Genomic DNA, 18,624 nt, shown 5'->3' on the forward strand with positions numbered 1-18,624 from the left:
TGCGAGGCAGCCGGCATGTATTCTCACCTACAAAACCGAATCACCGACTTACCTGTTGGTGCGAGGGGAAAATAATGAATAAAAATAAACGCAAACTTGCCTTCGCCTTATCCGCGATCGCGGCCATTACCTTGATCAACGGTTGTGCCAGAGACCCGGAAAAACCGTCAGTCACGCAGCTCGCCGTAAGTGGCACCAAGAGCATGCTTCGCACTGACTCAGACATGCAGACAGTCCTGAACAAGTTCGCCAGCTTCGATGGCAAGGCCATTGAAAAAATCACCCCCGTTGAAGCACGACAGCAACCGACCATTACGGACGCCGTCAACGGTGTGCTCGCCGATCAAAAACGCGACGCTTCGCCTACCGCGCTTGTCTCCGGCGTAACTACCCACGAAATCCAAGTTCCCGGGGCCGCTGGCTCCATGCCGGCGACGGTGTATACGCCGGAGGGCAGCGGGCCGTTTCCAGTGGTGCTGTATTTTCACGGAGGAGGGTGGGTTTTTGCTGATCGAAAAGTCTATGACGGGGGAGCACGTGGACTGGCAAAACAGGCTGGTACGGTGGTGGTTTCTGTTGACTATCGACTCGCTCCAGAACACAAATTCCCCGCCGCCCACGATGACGCCTTGGCCGCTTATCGCTGGCTGACCACGAAGGCACCGACCGTGAATGGGGATTCGAAACGTCTCGCGCTAGCCGGTGAAAGCGCTGGCGGTAATCTTGCCGTCGCAACGGCGATTGCGGCTCACAAAGCCGGGCTGACTGCTCCGAAGCATGTGTTATCGGTCTATCCCGTTGCGCAATCAAGCACCGCCACTGAATCGTACTTGAAATACGCCGATGCGATTCCGCTCAATCGGCCGATGATGCTTTGGTTCATTTCCCAAGCCACCAGCAGTGCAGCAGACACCAAGGATCCGCGCATCGATCTGGTACACGCTAACTTGGAAGGTTTGCCGCCGGTGACGTTGATCAACGCTGAAATCGACCCGCTTCGGGATGACGGTGCCCAACTGGAACAAGCACTGCGCAACGCCGGTGTGAGCGTGGAACGCAAGCTTTATTCTGGCGTAACGCACGAGTTTTTCGGCACGGCTGCGGTCGTTGAAAAAGCTCAGGAAGCACAAACGTACGCAGGTGCGCGTTTGAAAGCAGATCTGAATTAGATCTGCCCTAGCTCGAGCATTACACATAATAAAATACGCTAACCCATGATCCAATTTCCGAGCGGAGATAATTTTCATGAATGACCTGCCCATAACTAGCGTTCAACTCAGACCATTACCCTTCGAGTCCTCCTTTGAGCAGATACCTGATGATGAGGCTCAGACCAGTGAGGAGCTGTCGCACGCGCTACATTCCATTATGCAAACCACGTTCGAGGACAACGGTCATGCTACGCGGAGCGTGCATGCAAAAGCTCATGGACTGCTGCGCGGGCGCATCACGGTTCTCGACAATCTGCCAGCTGAGCTCTCTCAAGGAGCCTTCGCTACACCCGGAACACTGCCAGTAGTCATGCGTTTCTCGACCAACCCCGGAGACATGCTTGATGACAAGGTGTCGACCCCGCGCGGGTTGGCGTTCAAGATCATTGGCGTTGACGGCCAACGGCTGCCGGGCAGCCATGGGGCGGTGACGCAGGACTTTGTGATGATCAACGCGAAAGCCTTTACGTCAGCCACGCCTAAGGCATTTCTTAAATCGCTGAAGTTGCTTGCGAAGACGACTGATAAAGCGCCCGGGCTGAAAAAAGCGTTTTCTGCATTGCTGCGCGGTATGGAGGCGGCGATTGAATCAGCTGGCGGTGAAAGTGGCACGCTGAAGAGTCTCGGTGGTCACCCGCAGACGCACATTCTTGGCGAAAGTTTCAGCACGGTCGTACCGATCCTGTATGGCGCTTATTACGGGAAAATTGCAGTCGTGCCCATTTCTCCCTCACTGACGGCATTGACTAATCGGCACGTCGATTTTGCCGACAACCCCGATGGTCTGCGGGCAGCGGTCAAAGCGTATTTTGCGCAGAACTCGGGGTTGTGGGAGGTGCGGGTGCAACTGGCCACAGACCTTGAGAAAATGCCGATTGAAGACGCCTCGGTTGAGTGGTCGGAAAAACTCAGCCCTTACCTCATCGTCGCGCGAATCGAAGTCGACGCGCAGGATGCCTGGGACAGCGAAAATGTTGAAGAAATTGACGACGGAATGTCATTCAGTCCGTGGCATGGGCTCGCGGCGCATCGTCCTCTGGGTGGGGTGATGCGAGTACGAAAGTCTACCTATGAAATGTCTGCGCGTTTTCGCGGGGAACATAACGGATGCCCGATCCATGAGCCCCAATAATGTCGAGAAGACGCCTCCAACCCCAGGTCGAAGAAGACATTCAGGCTAACCATCAAAGATTTTCAGGTAAATAACTCGATCTGTGAGTACGGCCCGCCGATTCTTTTGCTTAACGGCATTGGAGGGTTGGTTCGTACGTTCGATACCCTGTGCGCGCTGGCGGACTACACGACGATTACGTTGGACGTCCCAGGGTCGGAGGATCGCAAATGCCTCGCTGGCCGACGCGCCTGCCAGACGTGCCGACAACTGAGTAGTAGCTCGCTTAGAGGTGGAATCCTTGCCCACTAGACGTCGTTAATCGAGCGTTTGCTGGCATGGGCGGACGGCGTAACACGCGTGCAGGATGGAAGCCTACAGTGCCGACCCATTGCTATGGAGAAACTAAACTGACACGCGCGCCAGAACACGCTCAGGTTGTTCTTTCTCCCCAAGGCATGGGTTCATCTTTCCAGCGGGATGAGTTGCAGAATGGTCATCGGTTCCGGATGAGTTCGCAGCAGCGTCAAGCCATCTACGGTGCCCGCCGCTTTGCCGTTGTAAAAAAAAAAACCGTCTCGAATCTCACCGCACTGCTGCTGCTTAGCCCCCTCGAAATACAAACCTTTTTGCACATAGCCTATACGATCACCATCAAAATGAAGTTCGTATGTATTGGATGGATCGAACTGCTCTTCAATCATTGTGATGACTCCATTTTGGAGATGTCACCGATCCGGAATGGAGTGGTGAGGTCTTTCCCTTTTACAGCTCCCCACTGGGTTGAGGCATTTCGGAGTACGGACGTCCATACACGGCCCTTTGCTGAAAAAAGACAGCGAACCTTTCTAGCATAGCTATTCTCAACTGGCGTGTTTCGAATTTAATTGGGTGATTCCAGGCTGTTCCCGCGCGCGTAGGGTTAGTTTTTGACGCCTGCTGCAAGCGTAATGTTCAGGGCACCCACGATTGATCAGAATGGGAGAATCTCGATCAATGCTCTCATTCTCCGCTCACCCTAGACTGGATAAACGCCGCGCTCAAACCAACCTTTTGCATCGACCGCCACTCAACTGAAAGGATGCTCTTTATGCCGTATGTCTATAAAGGTTTGGCCACCGTCACTGTGATGGCCAGGTATTTTGGACAAGCGCCACTCGAACTGACCACGCTGGAATGCCCGGTGCGCTTACACAACGCCGGCCCGGGCCGAGTTCACGTCGAACTGCAGCATTATTTGCAAGGCCCCAAGGATGCAAACACGCTACGTGTGATGTTGCCGCACGGTATGATGGTGCAGGGCCCCATCCTAGACGGCTGTAATCAACCAAATGGCGGCTGGCTGCTTGTTGACGTCGCGCATTACGACTTGGAACTCGCGAAGCCGGGAAGCTTGGTGGGCTGGAAATGGCAATGAAACTTCCTGCCGCATTGACCCAGACAATCTAGCGGTAGCTATCTGCAACCGATATCGCCGGCCTGTTGCAGCCACTCAATTTCGCAGAATTTAGTCTCGCGACTTTGGATACATGCAGCGGAGGCGAGGAAGTGTCCTCGGCATCGAAAATTTCGGATCCGCGACCCGATGATCGCAAATCATTACTTGGCGATGGTCATTACCGCCCAAGCACAGTCGGTGGGGCTGGGGCAACGATTGCGAAGCTACCGATGAGGAGGTCGCGCGCCTTGGTGCGCGAATGCAGCTTCGGCTGTCCGCCCTCGGACTATCGTTTAAAGAGCCAGATCCGCTTCATGTTGAGGGAAACTTAACAGCACCGCTAATCCTAAATCAAATACCGGTGTGCAAAATCAGATACCGCTTGCAATCTAATAATAAGGAAATCTGCCATGCCGATAATTGAAATTGACTTTGACCCAGCCGACGTATTGGAGCTAGTACGAAGCCCACCGGTCACGAGTTGCTTGGTTCAACAGTCGCCGGTTCGAATGCGCCCGCCAGTGTATTTGATCCTGAGGGCTCCTTCAGCTGGTTCTCAAGCGCTTGGTGCTCCCGCACAGACAGCAGCGCAATGGGATCCGTGCCGAACCGGTCTCCCGAATCGAACGACCAACGCCGTCTCTCTGGGCTTACACATCCTTAGGAGTAGTCAAGCTCATCGCAGTCGTTGAAGATCGTAATGCTCCATCCTTCGATGTCGACCAAGAACATCCCGGCATAGAGCTCCTCCCATGTCTGAGCGCTTAGCCTAACCATCACGCGTCGCTCGAAGATTGCATCGCGCAGTACCTGGCAAACCTCCCTTGCTGTGAGTACAGGCATAGATTCGTCAGTGCAGTCGTTTGAAACCATAAAAGAAACCAGCCGGTTTTGGTCGTTTCCTCAAAGGTACACTGGGAGCCAGGACGCAGGTACATCCAAGGTGGAAGAGATGAAGCTGTTTTTGGATTGTGAGTTCACTCAGCTCAACCGTGAAACGAAGCTGATATCGCTGGCGTTAGTGCCTGAGGTTGGAGAGGAGTTTTACGTTGAGCTGATGGATACCTACCGAGTGGAAGACTGCAGCGACTTCGTGATTCAGAACGTCTTGCCGCAGTTGGACTTAAACCGTTATGGCAAGTCACTCGCCTCCGCCCAAGCTGCTGTGAAGTCTTACCTCGACAGTTTTGAGACACAACTCGAGGTTTGCTCAGACGCGCCAAATTGGGACTGGGTTTTTTTCTGCCTGCTTGCCGGTTCGGCTCATGAATGGCCAAGTCATGTGATCAACGAGCCCACGAACCTGATTCATCTGTACCGAGACCTAGAAGGCAATGACCTCGGTGACGTCGATCTCCCGGAGCTTCCGCACCATGCACTACTCGATGCCAAGCTTCTTGCTGACCTATATCAGCAACTGAGAGATAACCAGTCATGAGTTGGGAGATCCCGACCCATTGTTGTGGCTCGGCGCGCTTAGCTAGTCGGCGCAGGTACAGGAAAGCCGCGAACAACTCGAAGCCGTAATCCAGACCTGGGCAAAAGTACAATATTCGCGCGTTTTTCACCGATATCGAAAAAACAGCGCAACGATTGGATGATGTGACGAGAGAGGCTGTCATGGAGCGGTTGGCCAACGCGAAGGAATTGATCGGCGACCTTGATGCGGGAAGGATGCAATTGGGCTCAAATCGTGACGCTGATATTTACCAACAGAGCTTTTCCTCCCCAAGTCATTCAGCTCCCAATGGTTTTCTAGCGGGAATGTTTAAGGGCGTCAGACAAGCAGCCCGTTTGGCCTTTTGCAGCCGTTGTTCGGCGTGCATAGCCGAATCGTCATCTGGCAGCGGAAAGCCTGCGGCTGAGAGAACTGCGGCGCGCTCTTCAATGAGCAGACGCTCGGAATCGCGAACAGCTTGGTAGGCTCTGCCAGGTACGCACCAAGTGGCATCCGTTCGAGATTATTCAGGTGCGAAGCGGCTTACTCTCCAACCGGCTTCGACCGTATCTCTCGATAGCTGGTAACCACCACAATTGGGCACGTGGTTAGCGATCTCATATTCACGCCAGTCCACAATAGCTCTGTCATCAATGCCGAACGGCTTGCGCTCAATCAGCCAGGCTACGGCATTGATAACCTGACCATGCGAAAACGCTACGATGTCTTGGGCAGGATGTTCAGCAAGACGCTCGAGGAATGACTGAGCTCTAGCTATGAAATCTAGAAATGACCCAGCGCCTTCACCAGCCGTGAAACCGGGATCTGCTTTGACCCAATATGCCTCCACCCATTCTCGTCTCTGAGCGACGGTCGTATTAGTACACCGCGCAGGTTCAAGGTACGTGAATTCCTGTATAGGCCAAGTTTCAAGCGGGGTAAATGGGAAAGCAGCTACTGTCGCTTTTGCAGTTGCCAGCGCTCTGGAGAACGGCGATGCGATTATTAGAGTTGGGGGCTGGATGAATGATCGAGCTACATGATTCGCCTGCTCGATACCCCTTGGCGTGAGAGGAATGCTTGCGTGATCCTCACTAGGCTGGCCGGCATTCGCGGAGCTTTCTCCGTGGCGTATAAGCCTCACATGCTTCATTGCCAAGATACTCGAATAGCCTTCTTCACTGCTGCCCTCGATCGTCAGATTTACATATGCCCTTGACTAAGCATACACCGCCGTCAGGGAAGGATTTCCACGCATGATTTACCGACCAGTTTTGCGGATTTGATTGAGACCTGTATCCCGCGTCGTACTTGGGTTATACGGAAAGTAACGTCGCAAAAATTCAGATATTTTTGCGTATTTAAAACCGGTTAAGGCCGAACCGCACAGCCTTTCGCGGTTCTGTGAGCGATACTCGATGAAGAGCGTATGCGTGAGTTGGTGTAAATACTCACTGATGAGCCAGTGAACCATTCACACGTTCGGAGTCGTGCATTCGCTCGGGAGTCAGACCTTGTCAACCGCTTAGGTAGTTACGATGCAGGGTATGTAGTTACGTTGTTAAGCAGCGTCTCATTGGCTGGTTAGCATCGCTCCTTCGGGCAAGGCCCGGCTCGATGAATCAGCCGAGCATCTCCTTAATGATGGACGCGACGTTCCTAGCATCGTCTATCCCTCGATGATAGGTACCCTGCCAAACCAAGCCCAACGACTCTACTGTTTGCTTCAGACTTTTCGGCTGATCCACGTATAGGCCTTTATTCCACTTCTTGACGTTGAAGTGCTGCAGACCGGAGAGCAGGGAAGGGCACGCAGCTAATGCAGCATCGCGCTCTAGCTGCCTTGCATCGTAGTCACCCCAAGACGCCCAAGCAGCATCTGGATATCGCGCAATGAAAGCAGCTAGCTCCTGGCCAACCTCCATAAAGGTTCCTGAAGTGTCCACGTCCGCTTGTTGAATGGATGTCAGCTGCTTGCAGAAGTGGGTGAGTACAGGATTGATCTGCGGTCGAACGAATCGCTGGAATTCATCGACGACTTCAAGCGTTTCCAGATCGATCACCACCAAGCCGATTTCGATCGTTTCCATCTGCTCAGGGACGACTGCGAGCGACCTTGGTGATTCCGACTCGCCAACGTCATCACATGTTGCCTCAAGATCTACGCAATACAGATAGTGGTATGGCGCGAGGAGGGTTTGTATGGACTGGAGGAGATGTAGCTTCGCTTCAACGCTCATGGCGAGGATGTCCTAATATTCGTTACCAGCCTGTTGAGAAGCTAGCACGCGAAGCTGAGCGTACTGAGCTTTATAAAGATTCAACCCCGTCAACTTGATCGCGTAGGAGCGGCAACGACATCAGCTTGCAGGCTGATCAATATCTTTCTTGAGAGTTTTCGCGCCACCGGGATTGGCATGACCCTCCCATCAATCCGTTGCGAGGGCCTCGGGTTGTCAGAACGTACTCATCACGTTGGGACGGAATTTTGAATTTCAGAATATCTGATCGATAGCGGCTGCATAATCAAAATCGACCGCAGTCTCATCTGCCCGTACCACTTGAAGTCGATGGAAGGGTTCCCCTGTACGACCCAGAATTCCAGTGCTGGAAAATCCGGATTTGTCGTTTCCCAAATCAAGCTGAGCTTCTCAACTGCCTGCGGGTGGATCACCCGACCATAAGGAACTCGCGAAAGGTAACTCCGCAACTTGGTTTTGAGGTCAAATCTAGAGCGATAATGGTGAGGGCCGAGGAAAAAAGGGCCGTCTCCGATGATCATGTCCATATGCATCTTGGGGGCACGATGGAGTTCTTTGATTTCCCGATGCTCTCGGAGGCGATTCCAAACAGTACATCCCCTCTCGACATAGTGCTTGATCCACTTGGTCTCAGCAGCTAACGCCGCCTCTTTGGATGCGCAAAACTCTATAGCTTTGAATATCGGCACCTGCCCTTTGGCAAGGATCTGCGCGATCTTGGCTGCGGCTCGTTTCGTTCTCTCGTGCGCTGTTCTAAGGTGGGCTCGCTGACGACGAGGGAAATGCATGGTCTCACCGACATAGAACGGCTCTTCCGATTCGATGATGGCATAGACAACGATTCGTTTTGAGCTACTACTGTCCAGGGCCGTATGGCGGGGGACTTCTAATGACGCTTCAGCAATCGCTCCGGTATCAAAGTGATAGATCGGAGAATGGAGGGAATGCGGATTACGCGTGTTCTGCCGGTACCATTCTTCGGCGAGTTCAAGTGACCTAAATGCACGGTGATCGGCGCCGGGGTAATGGTCGATAGCAAGGCGGGCTCCGTCATCCCATTTATTGAAAATACCGGTCTGACGTCCATATACAACTGCGTAAAAGCGAGGTTTCTTTGCCATCTGACCGGCCTTTAAGTATCCGTTTCGATTATCGGTTTCCCATTCATGCCTACTTCAGCACTCCTATCTAGTGCGCAAAACCCCTGTAAGCGCAACTACGGGTAGGTCAAATCGATGTGGACGTTATCTGATCGGCGAAGCGTGCGATTTCGACCGTCACTCACGAGAGCTTGCGAAATCATCGACGTTCGTAACGAAGCCCAGCCGGCATGTTAGTGAGCATGAAGTTCGTACATTCAAGGATTATCAATTTATTCATCCCAATTTAGATTCTGCGCAAAGCCGATTGCGGTTGAGATATCCAGTGATATTGAAGCAAACGACTTCATCAATAACGCATCCGGTAATGCCCAATCCCATTTTTCCCGCAGCATATTCTCTACATCTGCGAGAATCGAATCGAGATTGTTTGCATCCAGGTCACCTACATCCTTGAGTGCAGCCAGTGTCTGATGGATGTTGGCGTCAACCTCAATCGCCAAGCCCGCACACTCACACGAAAGACCCACATGATTGAGTAACAGGCGCAGCGCATCGTTGGCGAAATCACCCAGCCAGCTGATCAGATAGCATTTACCGCCAGCCTCAATGACGTAACGTTTACCAAGGCCCAGTGCGTTAAAAGACTTACGAGCCTCGTCGAGCAAAGCTTGGGCATCGCGATCAATGAACGGGCAGGGGGCAGGATCTGCCAGGACGGTTCGCATTTCTAGGCGCACGTTGTCATGCACCATCGCACCCAGACCATCGAACTGAGGAGGGGCGCCACCGCGTGCGGCAGAAACAGTGATGACCTTGGATTGGAGATCAACATTACGAACCTGCCACCTCCGGCCTCCGAAGATGATGCGTTGATCCTTGGTCAGCGGTCGGCTAACCGGTACTGAGCCAAGAGCTTTTCCATCACACACCAGGCGGAATTCCTCATCACTGGTAAATGCGCTGTAGAACTCATAGTGGTTGATCAGGCGCTCTCCAACTGTCCCTGGAAGCAACAATCCTGAGCTGTCCTGAACGATGAGTTCATGCTCCCCTAGAGACTTGAGCAGCTTGATGAAGTCTGACCTCTCGACGTTTTGGAATGCTCCTTCAGCGATGAGGCAATTCCAGAGATCAGCAGCGGAAGCGCCACCGCACTGAGCAATTATGGAGAGGCATTGCTGAACGAGAGTGGAGGCATGAATGCCCTGAGCCCGGGGAGGTTCAAACCACCCTCCAATTAAAAGACGAACCATGGCAATGGTCTGAACTAATCCCTGGCGCAGCTGATCTGAAATGCTCGATCCATCTTTGAGTGGAGACTCCTTGCAGTAAACGCGCAAGATTGCGTTTTCCCCCGGGCGTCTGCCCGAACGGCCCAGTCTTTGGCGCAAGCTTGCCACCGATGGTGGGGCGCCAATTTGCACCACTGTCTTGATGCTGCCGATGTCTATTCCGAGTTCAAGCGTCGTGGTGCATATGGCAGATGCCGCCACATTACCCTCCTTGAGGGCATGCTCAGCTTGCTCCCGCAGGTCTTTCGAAAGGCTGCCGTGATGAGGCCAGAATTCGTTGGGCACACCATCTTTCTCACAGCGTCGACGCAGTTGGTCTGCGTACCATTCAACCTGCTGCCGGCTGTTCGGAAAAATCAGATTATTGCTGCCGCGTAATACCTTGTAGAGATGATCAGCGATCGCAAAGTCAGGGCTTGCTTTGTTTTCCGTCTCGTCTTCATCGCCTTCCAGGTCAGAAGGTTGGACGAGAGTTTTTTTGAGCTCGCTCATCGGCGGCTGGATGTAGCCGCGGATTTGCATCTGGAGCGTCTGGTTTGAGTTTTTGGACTCAATGACAGTCACCCCGTCGACGCCTCCTGAACGCAGAAACTCTGACGCCAACGTCATATCGCCGAGTGTGGCCGAAAGCCCAACCCTGGGGAGTCGACGCCCGGCAACTAGCTCTACACGGCGCATCAGAGACTGAAGCTGTTTGCCTCGCTCACTTCCAATGAACGCATGCATTTCGTCCACGACGATATAGCGCAGATTTTGGAATACCCCCGTAAGGCTGGAGCCTCGATTGACGAAGAGTGCCTCAAGGGATTCAGGCGTGATCAGTAGAACCCCTTCAGGTGACTTCAGGAAGCGATGTTTCTTGCTCGATGAAATGTCCCCATGCCAAGCCACTACGGGAATTCCAAGCTGCTCACAGAGGCGGCCTAACCTGTCCCATTGGTCATTAATCAAGGCCTTGAGCGGGCTGATGTACAACACCGAACCGGGCGTGTCGTTGCTGTTGAGTAAATTGGTAAGTATGGGGAGGAAGGCGGCCTCGGTTTTCCCCGCCGCGGTTGCTGCGGCGATAATGACATCCTGATCGGCATCGATCAGCACAGGCACAGCCCTTTCTTGGGCGTCGCGCAAGGACGTCCAGCCTTCAGCCCAAATCCATCGCTGGATTCGGGATTCTAGCTGGTCGAAGCCCGATGATTCAGAGTGTGAAGGTGGCAAGTTCATCGTCCGCGTCGACTTTTGTATCTTCGTCACCACCCAAGTCCTTCGCCACTTCGACAGCCCCAAGCAGGGTGCGCCAATCTGCTCCAGGGTTTTGCTCCAGGATAGCCAGCAGGTTGATGAAGGCAGTGATCGTCGTGCGCGGCGTACGGAAGTAAGCTTCACCTAGGCGCTGATTGCAGTGCGCCATGAATAACGGAAGCGCTTCGTCAGGCAGTAAATACTTTTCAGCATCGCCGCCGGCATAGACGTGACGGAGCTTCTGAAGCAACACGTAGAAGTCTTCTGGTGTGAGGCTGGTGAGGCGTATGACCGGCCCCGAAAGATCCACCAGTCCTGATTTGGCAAACGAGTTTTCGGCTAGTCGCGATTGCAAGGCAGGGTAGCTAAACAGTCCTCGGCGAGTATCCATCAAAAATTCGGGGGTGCCACCCAGGACAAATCCAAGCCCCTCAGCGGATCCCTGCAATGAGTCATTAAGGATGCGCAGGATCTGCTCATAGTTTGCATTGCGTGCCTGTGTGTTGGCCAGTTTGTAGAGATTGACCAGTTCGTCGAGGCAGATCATCAGACCGCCAAAACCTGCGAGCCTGACAAATCTCGATAGCAGCTTGAGCTGATCGTAGACGGAGGCATCATCAATGATGGTTCGTACACCCAGGGCCGCTCGGGCATCGGTCTTGGTAGTGAATTCGCCACGCAACCAACGAATCGCATCAGCCTTGAGTTGCTCGTTGCCTTCCTCGAAACCTCGGCAATAAGCTGCGATCACTTCAGCGAAATCATAGCCGTTGACCATCTCGGTCAGCTCGACCAAGTGAGCACGGATGACGGTCTCGCTGTCAGTGCCTGCCGCCTTGGCTTCGGTTTTGGCTTGGGAAATGAATTTCTCAACAATGCCTTGCATGGCCCCACCGTCGGGCTTTGTACGCGTCGACATGTTCTTGGCCAACTCGGAGTAAAGAGAACGTGCTTGTCCTCCAGTGGCATGTAGTCTGCGATCGGGGTTCAGGTCGGCATGCATGGTCACGAGCTTGCGCTCCATGGCAATGGCTCGCACCAAGTTCAGAAAGAATGTTTTGCCTGCACCGTACTCACCAATCACGACACGAAATGCCGATCCGCTTTCGACGAGGCTATTGACGTCCTTGATCAGTGCATCAAGTTCGCCTACCCGGCCCACCTGAATAAGATGTTGGCCAATACGAGGAACGACGCCGGCACGCAACGACTGAATGACCGCATCGCGATCCTTTGCTCTGATAGTGCTCATAGGGCTAACTCTTCCAGAATGTCTGTATTGATCTCGATGGGGTCATCACCTTCGGTGACGGGCATGTCGAATCGTTCAAAAGCCATGTCGTTGATTTGCTCCAGAGCTCCATCAAGCATCAGTTCCATGTCGCTGGCGGCGGCTTCAAGTTCGGAGCGGCTCCACTCGGGGCGTGAGATCAGCAAACGAAGGAATGCAGAGTGCTCCAAATCGAGACCGTCGACGTCCGCACTCGATTCTGGGGACGATTCTGCCCCTTCAACCAGCTGTTCCGGCTCCTCACCCTGGTTATCAGTGAAGATTTGGGCAAGGAGGGCGGAGACGTCAGCTGTTTCTCGTTGCAGCTCTGCAATCCGGTCGTGATCGAGCACGAAGCCTTGATTCGCAGTGGCGGTGATAGGGGCGCCAGGCTCTGAGCGAGCAGTGCTGGCTGCTGGTTTAACGGACGCAATACTCGCTCCAGATGCCGCCCCGTGAAGATCGCTGTACAGCAACTGACTATCCAGCTGAAGCGCCTTGTAAACGCGCTCAAGAAGTTTCACTTCCGCTGGGCTGACGATGCCATCGGCTTGCGCCAAATGGGCCAGGAAACTGGCAATCGTGCGTTTGGCTTCGACCGTTAATGGATCAAGTTTTTTCTTCAGACTGGCGAGCGTTGGGGGTTGCTGGATTTGAATTTGCAGGTGCGCTCTGAGTCGTTTGCGATGGGCCACACTTAGGTGGCTCCAGGAGTCGATGTGCTGAGCAAGCAGCGTGATTTCCTCGGTGGAGGTATCACCGTCTGCAGATGCCACCGCACTGGCAAGGTCAAGGGTCACCGAGGCCGCGTTGTAGGCTGCAGAAGCTCGCAGTGACCCGTCTTCAGGTTGAGTCACGAACAGCGCGATTTGATCTTCTGCCTTCGGGGTCTTGCTGCCGGCCAGTACGTCGGGTTCCATACCGATCTGAAGCGATTCAAGCGCGCGGGCCAGCGCGAGTACCTTATCCCGGGATAAGGCACCGGCGCTCCTGAACCGGCCTGCGAGTTCACCAAAACTTATGACAATCAGGTCGTCACCTATCCTGAACTGAAGCTCTTCCAATTCAGTACGGGCTGCCGCCGGCCAGAGCGTGACTGGGAGCTGCAAAAGGCCTTCAAGGGCTTCTGCGCTGTCAGGGTTTCGGCCCAAATAGCGGCTGTAAGGTTCGAGATCGCTGGTGCATAGCTCAACTAGCAACTGCAGGCTTTTACGTGTCCCCGAGCTCGCCATGACATCTGGAAGATCACCCAAGCTAAGCGTGGGTGCGATCAGGACGGAAGAGGCCGGCCGGTAGCTGGTCTTAAGCTTGGTCTTATTCTGCGCCAAGGTAAGACCCGAAGCATGGGCATTTGCGTATTTGAGTTTGAACAGTCTCGAAAAGACCTCCTTACAGCGCGTCACTGGCGTGCGTTTACTAATGTTGGGGTCAGCCAGTGCCCAGGCTAATGCCCAGTCTGCATTAAGGGGGTGCTTTTTGGAGGCGTGTTGGCCTAGGCCTACGCGTAGCGGCAGTGGCATCTCGTAGCTGTAAGCGGCAACGCTGGGAGGCGGGCCGAGGTAGAGGTCTGGATCCACCGTGGTGTTACTTAAATATTCCAGAAAGCCTTCTGCATACCCCCTGAATGACCTGTTGTCCCCATAGATACTCAGCAATCGTTGGACTTCTTTGACGATCAGAGGAATCTCAATCTTCAACTGCGGATCGCTTACGGCATCAACGAGAGCCCGCCGCTCAAGGCCATAGAAAAACAAAAAGACATACCCGGTGTCTGCCAGTGGATCACGACGTCCGCTCTCAAGCCACTGCAGGTATCCGCGCCGAGCCTCTGGCGAGATGGAATGAAAACTCGGCCAATAGGACATCAACCGCTCTTCGATGTCGACGTACGACTTGGCTATCGGCAGTTTTGGATTGATCAGTGACGGCTCTTGTGCATCGTATCGACCCAACGCACTTCCTACATAGAGCATTCCGCCGGGGAGTGAAAAACCAGACACAGTGACCGATTCGCCCGCCGGCACCCAGCGAGTATCGGATTTTTGTTTGCTTGCATCTGGAATCTTAAAGGAAGGAGAAGGTGGGGAGTCGAGTTGGACGGTATAAAATTCGGAGGTTTCTTCAGACGTATTGCTCAACGAAACCTCATGCATGGAGAAGGTTACGTCTTTGCTTCGCGCCTCGCGCAGGTGCGTTGTCACTGAAGCAGACTTTTGCAGCTGTTCAAGCTGTCGTTTAGAGCGAGTGGCTAAAAACCACATAATGGCACCGATGCACGCGACGACGCCAACAGCGATCCAGGCGTTCTTCGGGATCGAAGCGAGTGCACCAAAAGTCAGTGCCATAATAATCAGAATGCCGGTGCCGCTGGAGTTTTTTGCCTTCTTCCTTGCCATGAGTCATTTCAACCTTGAAAGATGGGGGCTGGCGCAATGGCAGTATCCGACAATTAAATGGCTTGAGCTATGGCGCCCGCAGAGCTATTGATCGGAAAAATGCCTTCTAGATGTACACCAAAGAAGCACCGTCGATGATGCTGGTTGCATATACGAACTGATCGAGCTATAGCTCATAACCACTGAGAGCGCCCACGTCCGGAGTTCTGAGCTCTCGAAAAAATAGTCCGAATTGCGAGACATCAACACTATTCATCACTCCCCATCAATTCCTTAAGCGCGGGCTGAAAGACACTATGGATCAGCGAGCTTCAAAGTCGCTCACCTTGATCGTCCACTGGATATTATGAGGAGGAGGGTGGAATCGAAGGCCGTTTTCGATCTTATCGGCCAACTGGAGCGGGGGGCTTGTGTGAGATTCGATAGGCGACTTGTTGGGTTGCGGAGCTAAAGCTAGCTTGGCTATCGCTCCTTCGGGCTTAAGCCCGGCTCGACCCAAAGTCTTCTCATGCCCAAGGCGAATTACTCCACTGCCTGCCATGATGCGCCCTCAAACAGGGAGGGGCACACGGTGAATCCAGCATCGCACTCTAGCTGCCCAGTATCATAATCAACCCAGGACGCCCAAGCAGCGTTTGGATATCGCCCAATAAACGCTCCCAGCTCCTGGCCAACCTCCGCATAGGTTCCTGCACTGTCCAGATCTGCTTGTTGAAGGATGTCAGCCCTTTGCAGAAGTCGGTGAGGACAGGATTGATCTGCGGTCGAACGAAACGCTGGAGCTCATCGACGACTTCGAGCGTTTCCAGATCGATCACCACCATGCCAATTTTCGATGGTTTCCATCTGATCGGGAACGACAACGAGCGGCCTTGGTGATTCCGAGTCATCAACCTCATCACAGGTTGCCTCAAGGTCAACGCAATAAAGGTAGCGGTATGGCGCGAGGAGGTTTGGGATTGCTTGAAGGTGATGAAGCTTTGCTTGAATGCTCATTGCATGGATGCCTAGTTTTGATCTTTCCATCCTATTCTTCGATCATGATTTTCATAGGTGGGTTTTCACGTGTGATCTCCGCTGCTATGAGCCGGCAAGCGTTCCCGCCTGTAGATTCTCAGTGGCACGTTTACAGAACCGGATAATCATCAAGCTTAAGGCTCGGAGCGCCTCCATCCACCGGCTCGCGCTTAGGCGTGTGTATCACTCCAGCTTCAGCATCTACACGCATCTGCTCGAGCTCTTTGTGAAATGCCTTGTCCTGGACGGTAGGCTTAATGGTGTATGGTTTTCGTTCTGGTTCAGGCTTGGCTGCATAAGTCGTTAACGCGTCTGGGTCGTGCTGTAGCTTTTCTTGGACTTGCGATTCCAGCAACGCACGGAGGGCGTCTTTATCGGGACGGCTAAGCATTTCTGTACTCCTAATTGGCAGCCAGCGATTGGCTCGTCGGATGATGAAAGATGGCGCGTCCAAGCCTTGGCGAAGCTCGGGTAGCGGTCTGGTTGCTGGACTCTCTTTTGTTTTGTCTAGGTCTTTGACGCCTTCACTGTCTTCTCCGGCATCGGTTTCGTGGTCTTGGCGTCCAACAGCAGGCACGCTCGGGTCACCACTGGCCAATCTAGTAATTCGGTGGGCGCAAGCGACTTGGGACAAAGCAGGAGGAGGTCACCGAGGGTAAACAAAGGAAATGCCTCGACGACTGGATAACCTCTAAGCGTTCTGACTTCCCCCCACCGCGAATCGAAATCTTCGGCAGCATAGGTGTCCTTGATGATGTATGACGAAACCTCAAGGCTCTTGATGCCGATGATTTTTGCGGCTTGATCGACCACCTTCGGTATGGTCGCAGGGGCAAAGTAAAGCGCGCTTGCCACCACCAGCATCATTCCACCCAATGTATAGCGTGTACGCGGCCACAGCCCATCTTTACAGATGTAAAAGGCTGCAGCCGGTAGGAGACTGAGTCCCGATACGGTCACGCAGATACCAGCAAATTTGTACAGTTCGTACCTGTCTGCGGGCCACGGGTAGGTTTTGATGAGGAGGAGCATTGGAAACATTGCAGACAGTGCCGTCCCCCACACCGTCCCGATCAGGCCAATGACTGTTGCCATCCATTTATTTTTCGCATTCTGAGCCGGTGAAGCTTGATTAGCGGTGTCCCTTACTGTTGCCCAGAATTTTGGTATCAAAAGCATCACCAGAGAGGCAATGATGACAGTCACCGCTGAGAAGGTAACTACGAAAAAAACACTTGCGCGTTGGCGAATAACTACCGACCACACCATCGCTGCGATGCCTGCTAATGAGGGAAGTATCAGCATCAACGCCATGAACGAGGGGTTATTTTTGAAGGGGGTCAACGCCGCTGCATAGAACGCCGAAGTGACCATTAGGCTCGCTAGATACAGCACCAGCATAAGTGTGGAAATGACAATCCACGGGAGCAGGGCGCTGGTGTTCCCCAATGCAGGCTTAACAGGTTTGGATATCCAATCGCGTGTAGATAGGTGTACAAAACAAAGAACGTAAGGATAAAACCGAGGCCTGTCAGGGCGGCGCCGGCGGTAACCAATTGGCTGGCATTAGCTTTCACGGTCTGTTTGACTAAGTCTGTGAACGGTATTTCTGAATGAGCAGTCATTGGGGATCAGTCCCTTGCGGATATAGTTCATCATGTGAGCGGAAACGGCTGCCCCCCTCTAATCTAAGGCGGCGATACTTGGCTTAGGTAAAACATCGAAGGGCTAAGACAGCCGTCAGATACGATCAATAGCTGCTGCGTAATCAAAATCTGCGGTAACTCCATCCGCCTGCACCACTTGAAGCCGGTGTATGAGTTCTCCAGGCACGACCCAGAACTGCACCGCAGGTGAAGCCGGTTGAGTCGTATCCCATATCAACCTGAGCTTTTCGACCGCTGTAGGATGAGCCAGCAAACCGTAGGGTAACTGTGATAGATAAATGCGCAACCTGGTCTTGATCGAATCGAGAATGGTAGTGATGTGGGCCAAGTAAAAAAGGGCCATCTCCAATAATCATGTCCATTTGAATCTTGGGGGCTCGATGGAGTTCTTTGATTTCTGTATGCTCTCTCAGACGATTCCAGAGGGTATATCCTCTCTCGACATAGTGCTTGATCCACCTTGTCTCGGCAGCTAATGCGGCTTCTTTGGACTCGCAGAATTCTATTGCTTTGAATGCCGGCATCTGATTCTTGGCAAGAATCTGCGGAACTTTAGCTGCGGCCCGTTTCGTTCTCGCGTTTGCCGTTCTCAGGTGGGCTTGCTGACGGCGAGGAAAGTGCCTCGTTTCGCCAACATAGAAGGGTTCTTCCGTTTCTGGGTCAATGATGGCGTAGACGATGATTCGCTTCGAGCGCTCACCGTTCAGCGCTGCTTTAAGTGCGACATCGCCTGGTGCCTTAGCTATCATTTCGGTATCAAAGTGGTAGATCGGCGAATGAAGGGAGTGCGGGTGACGCGTGTTCTGCCGGTACCATTCCTCGGCGAGTGCAAGCGACCTGAAGGCACGATGATCAGCGCCAGGGAAATGGTTGATAGCAAGGCGGGCTCCATCATCCCATTTGTCGAAAATACCGGTCTGACGTCCATGCACAACTGCATAAAAGCGAGGTTTCTTTGCCATCCCGAGCGACCTTCTCCATTCTTTTTTTTCTGGCCTGAAGCAGCTATGTCTCCAAGACTCTCTCATGGTACAGCAGGTGTAACCTCGACGAGGTCGTAACCATGGTAACAATCGGGCCGTGCCAGATCCGTCTTTGAGTTCTTGGGCACAGAAACTGGCTCTTCTGAGGATTGATACGCAGCGAAGACGACCGGCGGGGATTATCAGTTTCGACGCTGC

The 18,624-nt window shown here is 53.3% G+C and carries 15 protein-coding genes and 1 pseudogene; 4 read left to right on the forward strand and 12 right to left on the reverse strand.

What is annotated here, in order from left to right; translation table 11 throughout:
- Nucleotides 1-74 precede the first annotated feature (74 nt).
- Nucleotides 75-1,169, forward strand: a complete 1,095-nt coding sequence (locus tag EL257_RS12405; protein ID WP_126362913.1) for an alpha/beta hydrolase — start codon at nucleotides 75-77, stop codon at nucleotides 1,167-1,169.
- 76 nt (nucleotides 1,170-1,245) lie between these two features.
- Complete coding sequence (locus tag EL257_RS12410; RefSeq protein WP_126362915.1) at nucleotides 1,246-2,343, forward strand: catalase family protein; 1,098 nt, start codon at nucleotides 1,246-1,248, stop codon at nucleotides 2,341-2,343.
- Nucleotides 2,344-2,786: 443 nt separating this feature from the next.
- Here the strand turns inward: EL257_RS12410 and EL257_RS12420 are convergent, their stop codons facing one another.
- Complete coding sequence (locus EL257_RS12420) at nucleotides 2,787-3,026, reverse strand: hypothetical protein (RefSeq protein WP_126362917.1); 240 nt, start codon at nucleotides 3,024-3,026, stop codon at nucleotides 2,787-2,789.
- A gap of 386 nt (nucleotides 3,027-3,412) precedes the next feature.
- On the opposite strand from EL257_RS12420, the gene EL257_RS12425 reads away from it, so the two are divergent.
- The gene (locus EL257_RS12425) at nucleotides 3,413-3,739 is read left to right on the forward strand and encodes a hypothetical protein (protein WP_126362919.1); all 327 of its coding nucleotides are present in this window, start codon (nucleotides 3,413-3,415) and stop codon (nucleotides 3,737-3,739) included.
- A gap of 495 nt (nucleotides 3,740-4,234) precedes the next feature.
- On the opposite strand, the pseudogene EL257_RS28410 reads toward EL257_RS12425, so the two are convergent.
- Nucleotides 4,235-4,633, reverse strand: a pseudogene (locus tag EL257_RS28410) (DUF7693 family protein).
- Between the two features lie 79 nt (nucleotides 4,634-4,712).
- Here EL257_RS28410 and EL257_RS12435 point away from each other — a divergent pair.
- The gene (locus EL257_RS12435) at nucleotides 4,713-5,198 is read left to right on the forward strand and encodes a 3'-5' exoribonuclease (RefSeq protein ID WP_126362921.1); all 486 of its coding nucleotides are present in this window, start codon (nucleotides 4,713-4,715) and stop codon (nucleotides 5,196-5,198) included.
- A 523-nt stretch (nucleotides 5,199-5,721) separates the two neighbouring features.
- Here EL257_RS12435 and EL257_RS12440 read toward each other — a convergent pair.
- The 10 genes from EL257_RS12440 to EL257_RS12485 all read right to left on the reverse strand — a co-directional run bounded on the left by EL257_RS12440 (nucleotide 5,722) and on the right by EL257_RS12485 (nucleotide 18,405).
- Entirely contained in the window at nucleotides 5,722-6,351 is a 630-nt protein-coding gene (locus tag EL257_RS12440; protein ID WP_126368080.1) for a histidine phosphatase family protein, read from the reverse strand.
- Nucleotides 6,352-6,820: 469 nt separating this feature from the next.
- Entirely contained in the window at nucleotides 6,821-7,438 is a 618-nt protein-coding gene (locus tag EL257_RS12445) for a 3'-5' exonuclease (protein ID WP_126362923.1), read from the reverse strand.
- Nucleotides 7,439-7,668: 230 nt separating this feature from the next.
- The gene (locus tag EL257_RS12450; RefSeq protein WP_232013085.1) at nucleotides 7,669-8,580 is read right to left on the reverse strand and encodes a viroplasmin family protein; all 912 of its coding nucleotides are present in this window, start codon (nucleotides 8,578-8,580) and stop codon (nucleotides 7,669-7,671) included.
- 251 nt (nucleotides 8,581-8,831) lie between these two features.
- A complete protein-coding gene (locus EL257_RS12455; protein ID WP_126362925.1) occupies nucleotides 8,832-11,075 on the reverse strand; it encodes a DEAD/DEAH box helicase in 2,244 nt (747 codons plus the stop codon).
- The gene (locus EL257_RS12460) at nucleotides 11,050-12,345 is read right to left on the reverse strand and encodes an ATP-binding protein (RefSeq protein ID WP_126362927.1); all 1,296 of its coding nucleotides are present in this window, start codon (nucleotides 12,343-12,345) and stop codon (nucleotides 11,050-11,052) included. The genes EL257_RS12455 and EL257_RS12460 overlap by 26 nt, the downstream gene beginning before the upstream one ends.
- Nucleotides 12,342-14,759, reverse strand: coding sequence for a TerB N-terminal domain-containing protein (locus EL257_RS12465; protein WP_126362929.1), 2,418 nt, complete (start codon nucleotides 14,757-14,759; stop codon nucleotides 12,342-12,344). The genes EL257_RS12460 and EL257_RS12465 overlap by 4 nt, the downstream gene beginning before the upstream one ends.
- Nucleotides 14,760-15,349: 590 nt before the next feature.
- On the reverse strand, nucleotides 15,350-15,583 hold the full coding sequence (locus EL257_RS28000) for a hypothetical protein (RefSeq protein WP_232013086.1): 234 nt from the start codon (nucleotides 15,581-15,583) through the stop codon (nucleotides 15,350-15,352).
- A gap of 302 nt (nucleotides 15,584-15,885) precedes the next feature.
- The gene (locus EL257_RS12475; protein WP_126362931.1) at nucleotides 15,886-16,167 is read right to left on the reverse strand and encodes a hypothetical protein; all 282 of its coding nucleotides are present in this window, start codon (nucleotides 16,165-16,167) and stop codon (nucleotides 15,886-15,888) included.
- Nucleotides 16,168-16,283: 116 nt separating this feature from the next.
- Entirely contained in the window at nucleotides 16,284-17,150 is an 867-nt protein-coding gene (locus EL257_RS12480) for a hypothetical protein (protein ID WP_126362933.1), read from the reverse strand.
- A gap of 394 nt (nucleotides 17,151-17,544) precedes the next feature.
- Nucleotides 17,545-18,405: a viroplasmin family protein gene (locus EL257_RS12485; RefSeq protein WP_232013087.1), complete on the reverse strand. Its 861-nt coding sequence runs from the start codon at nucleotides 18,403-18,405 to the stop codon at nucleotides 17,545-17,547.
- Between the last annotated feature and the right edge of the window lie 219 nt (nucleotides 18,406-18,624).

The organism is Pseudomonas fluorescens, from assembly GCF_900636825.1.
GTDB classification, from domain to species: Bacteria; Pseudomonadota; Gammaproteobacteria; order Pseudomonadales; family Pseudomonadaceae; genus Aquipseudomonas; species Aquipseudomonas fluorescens_BG.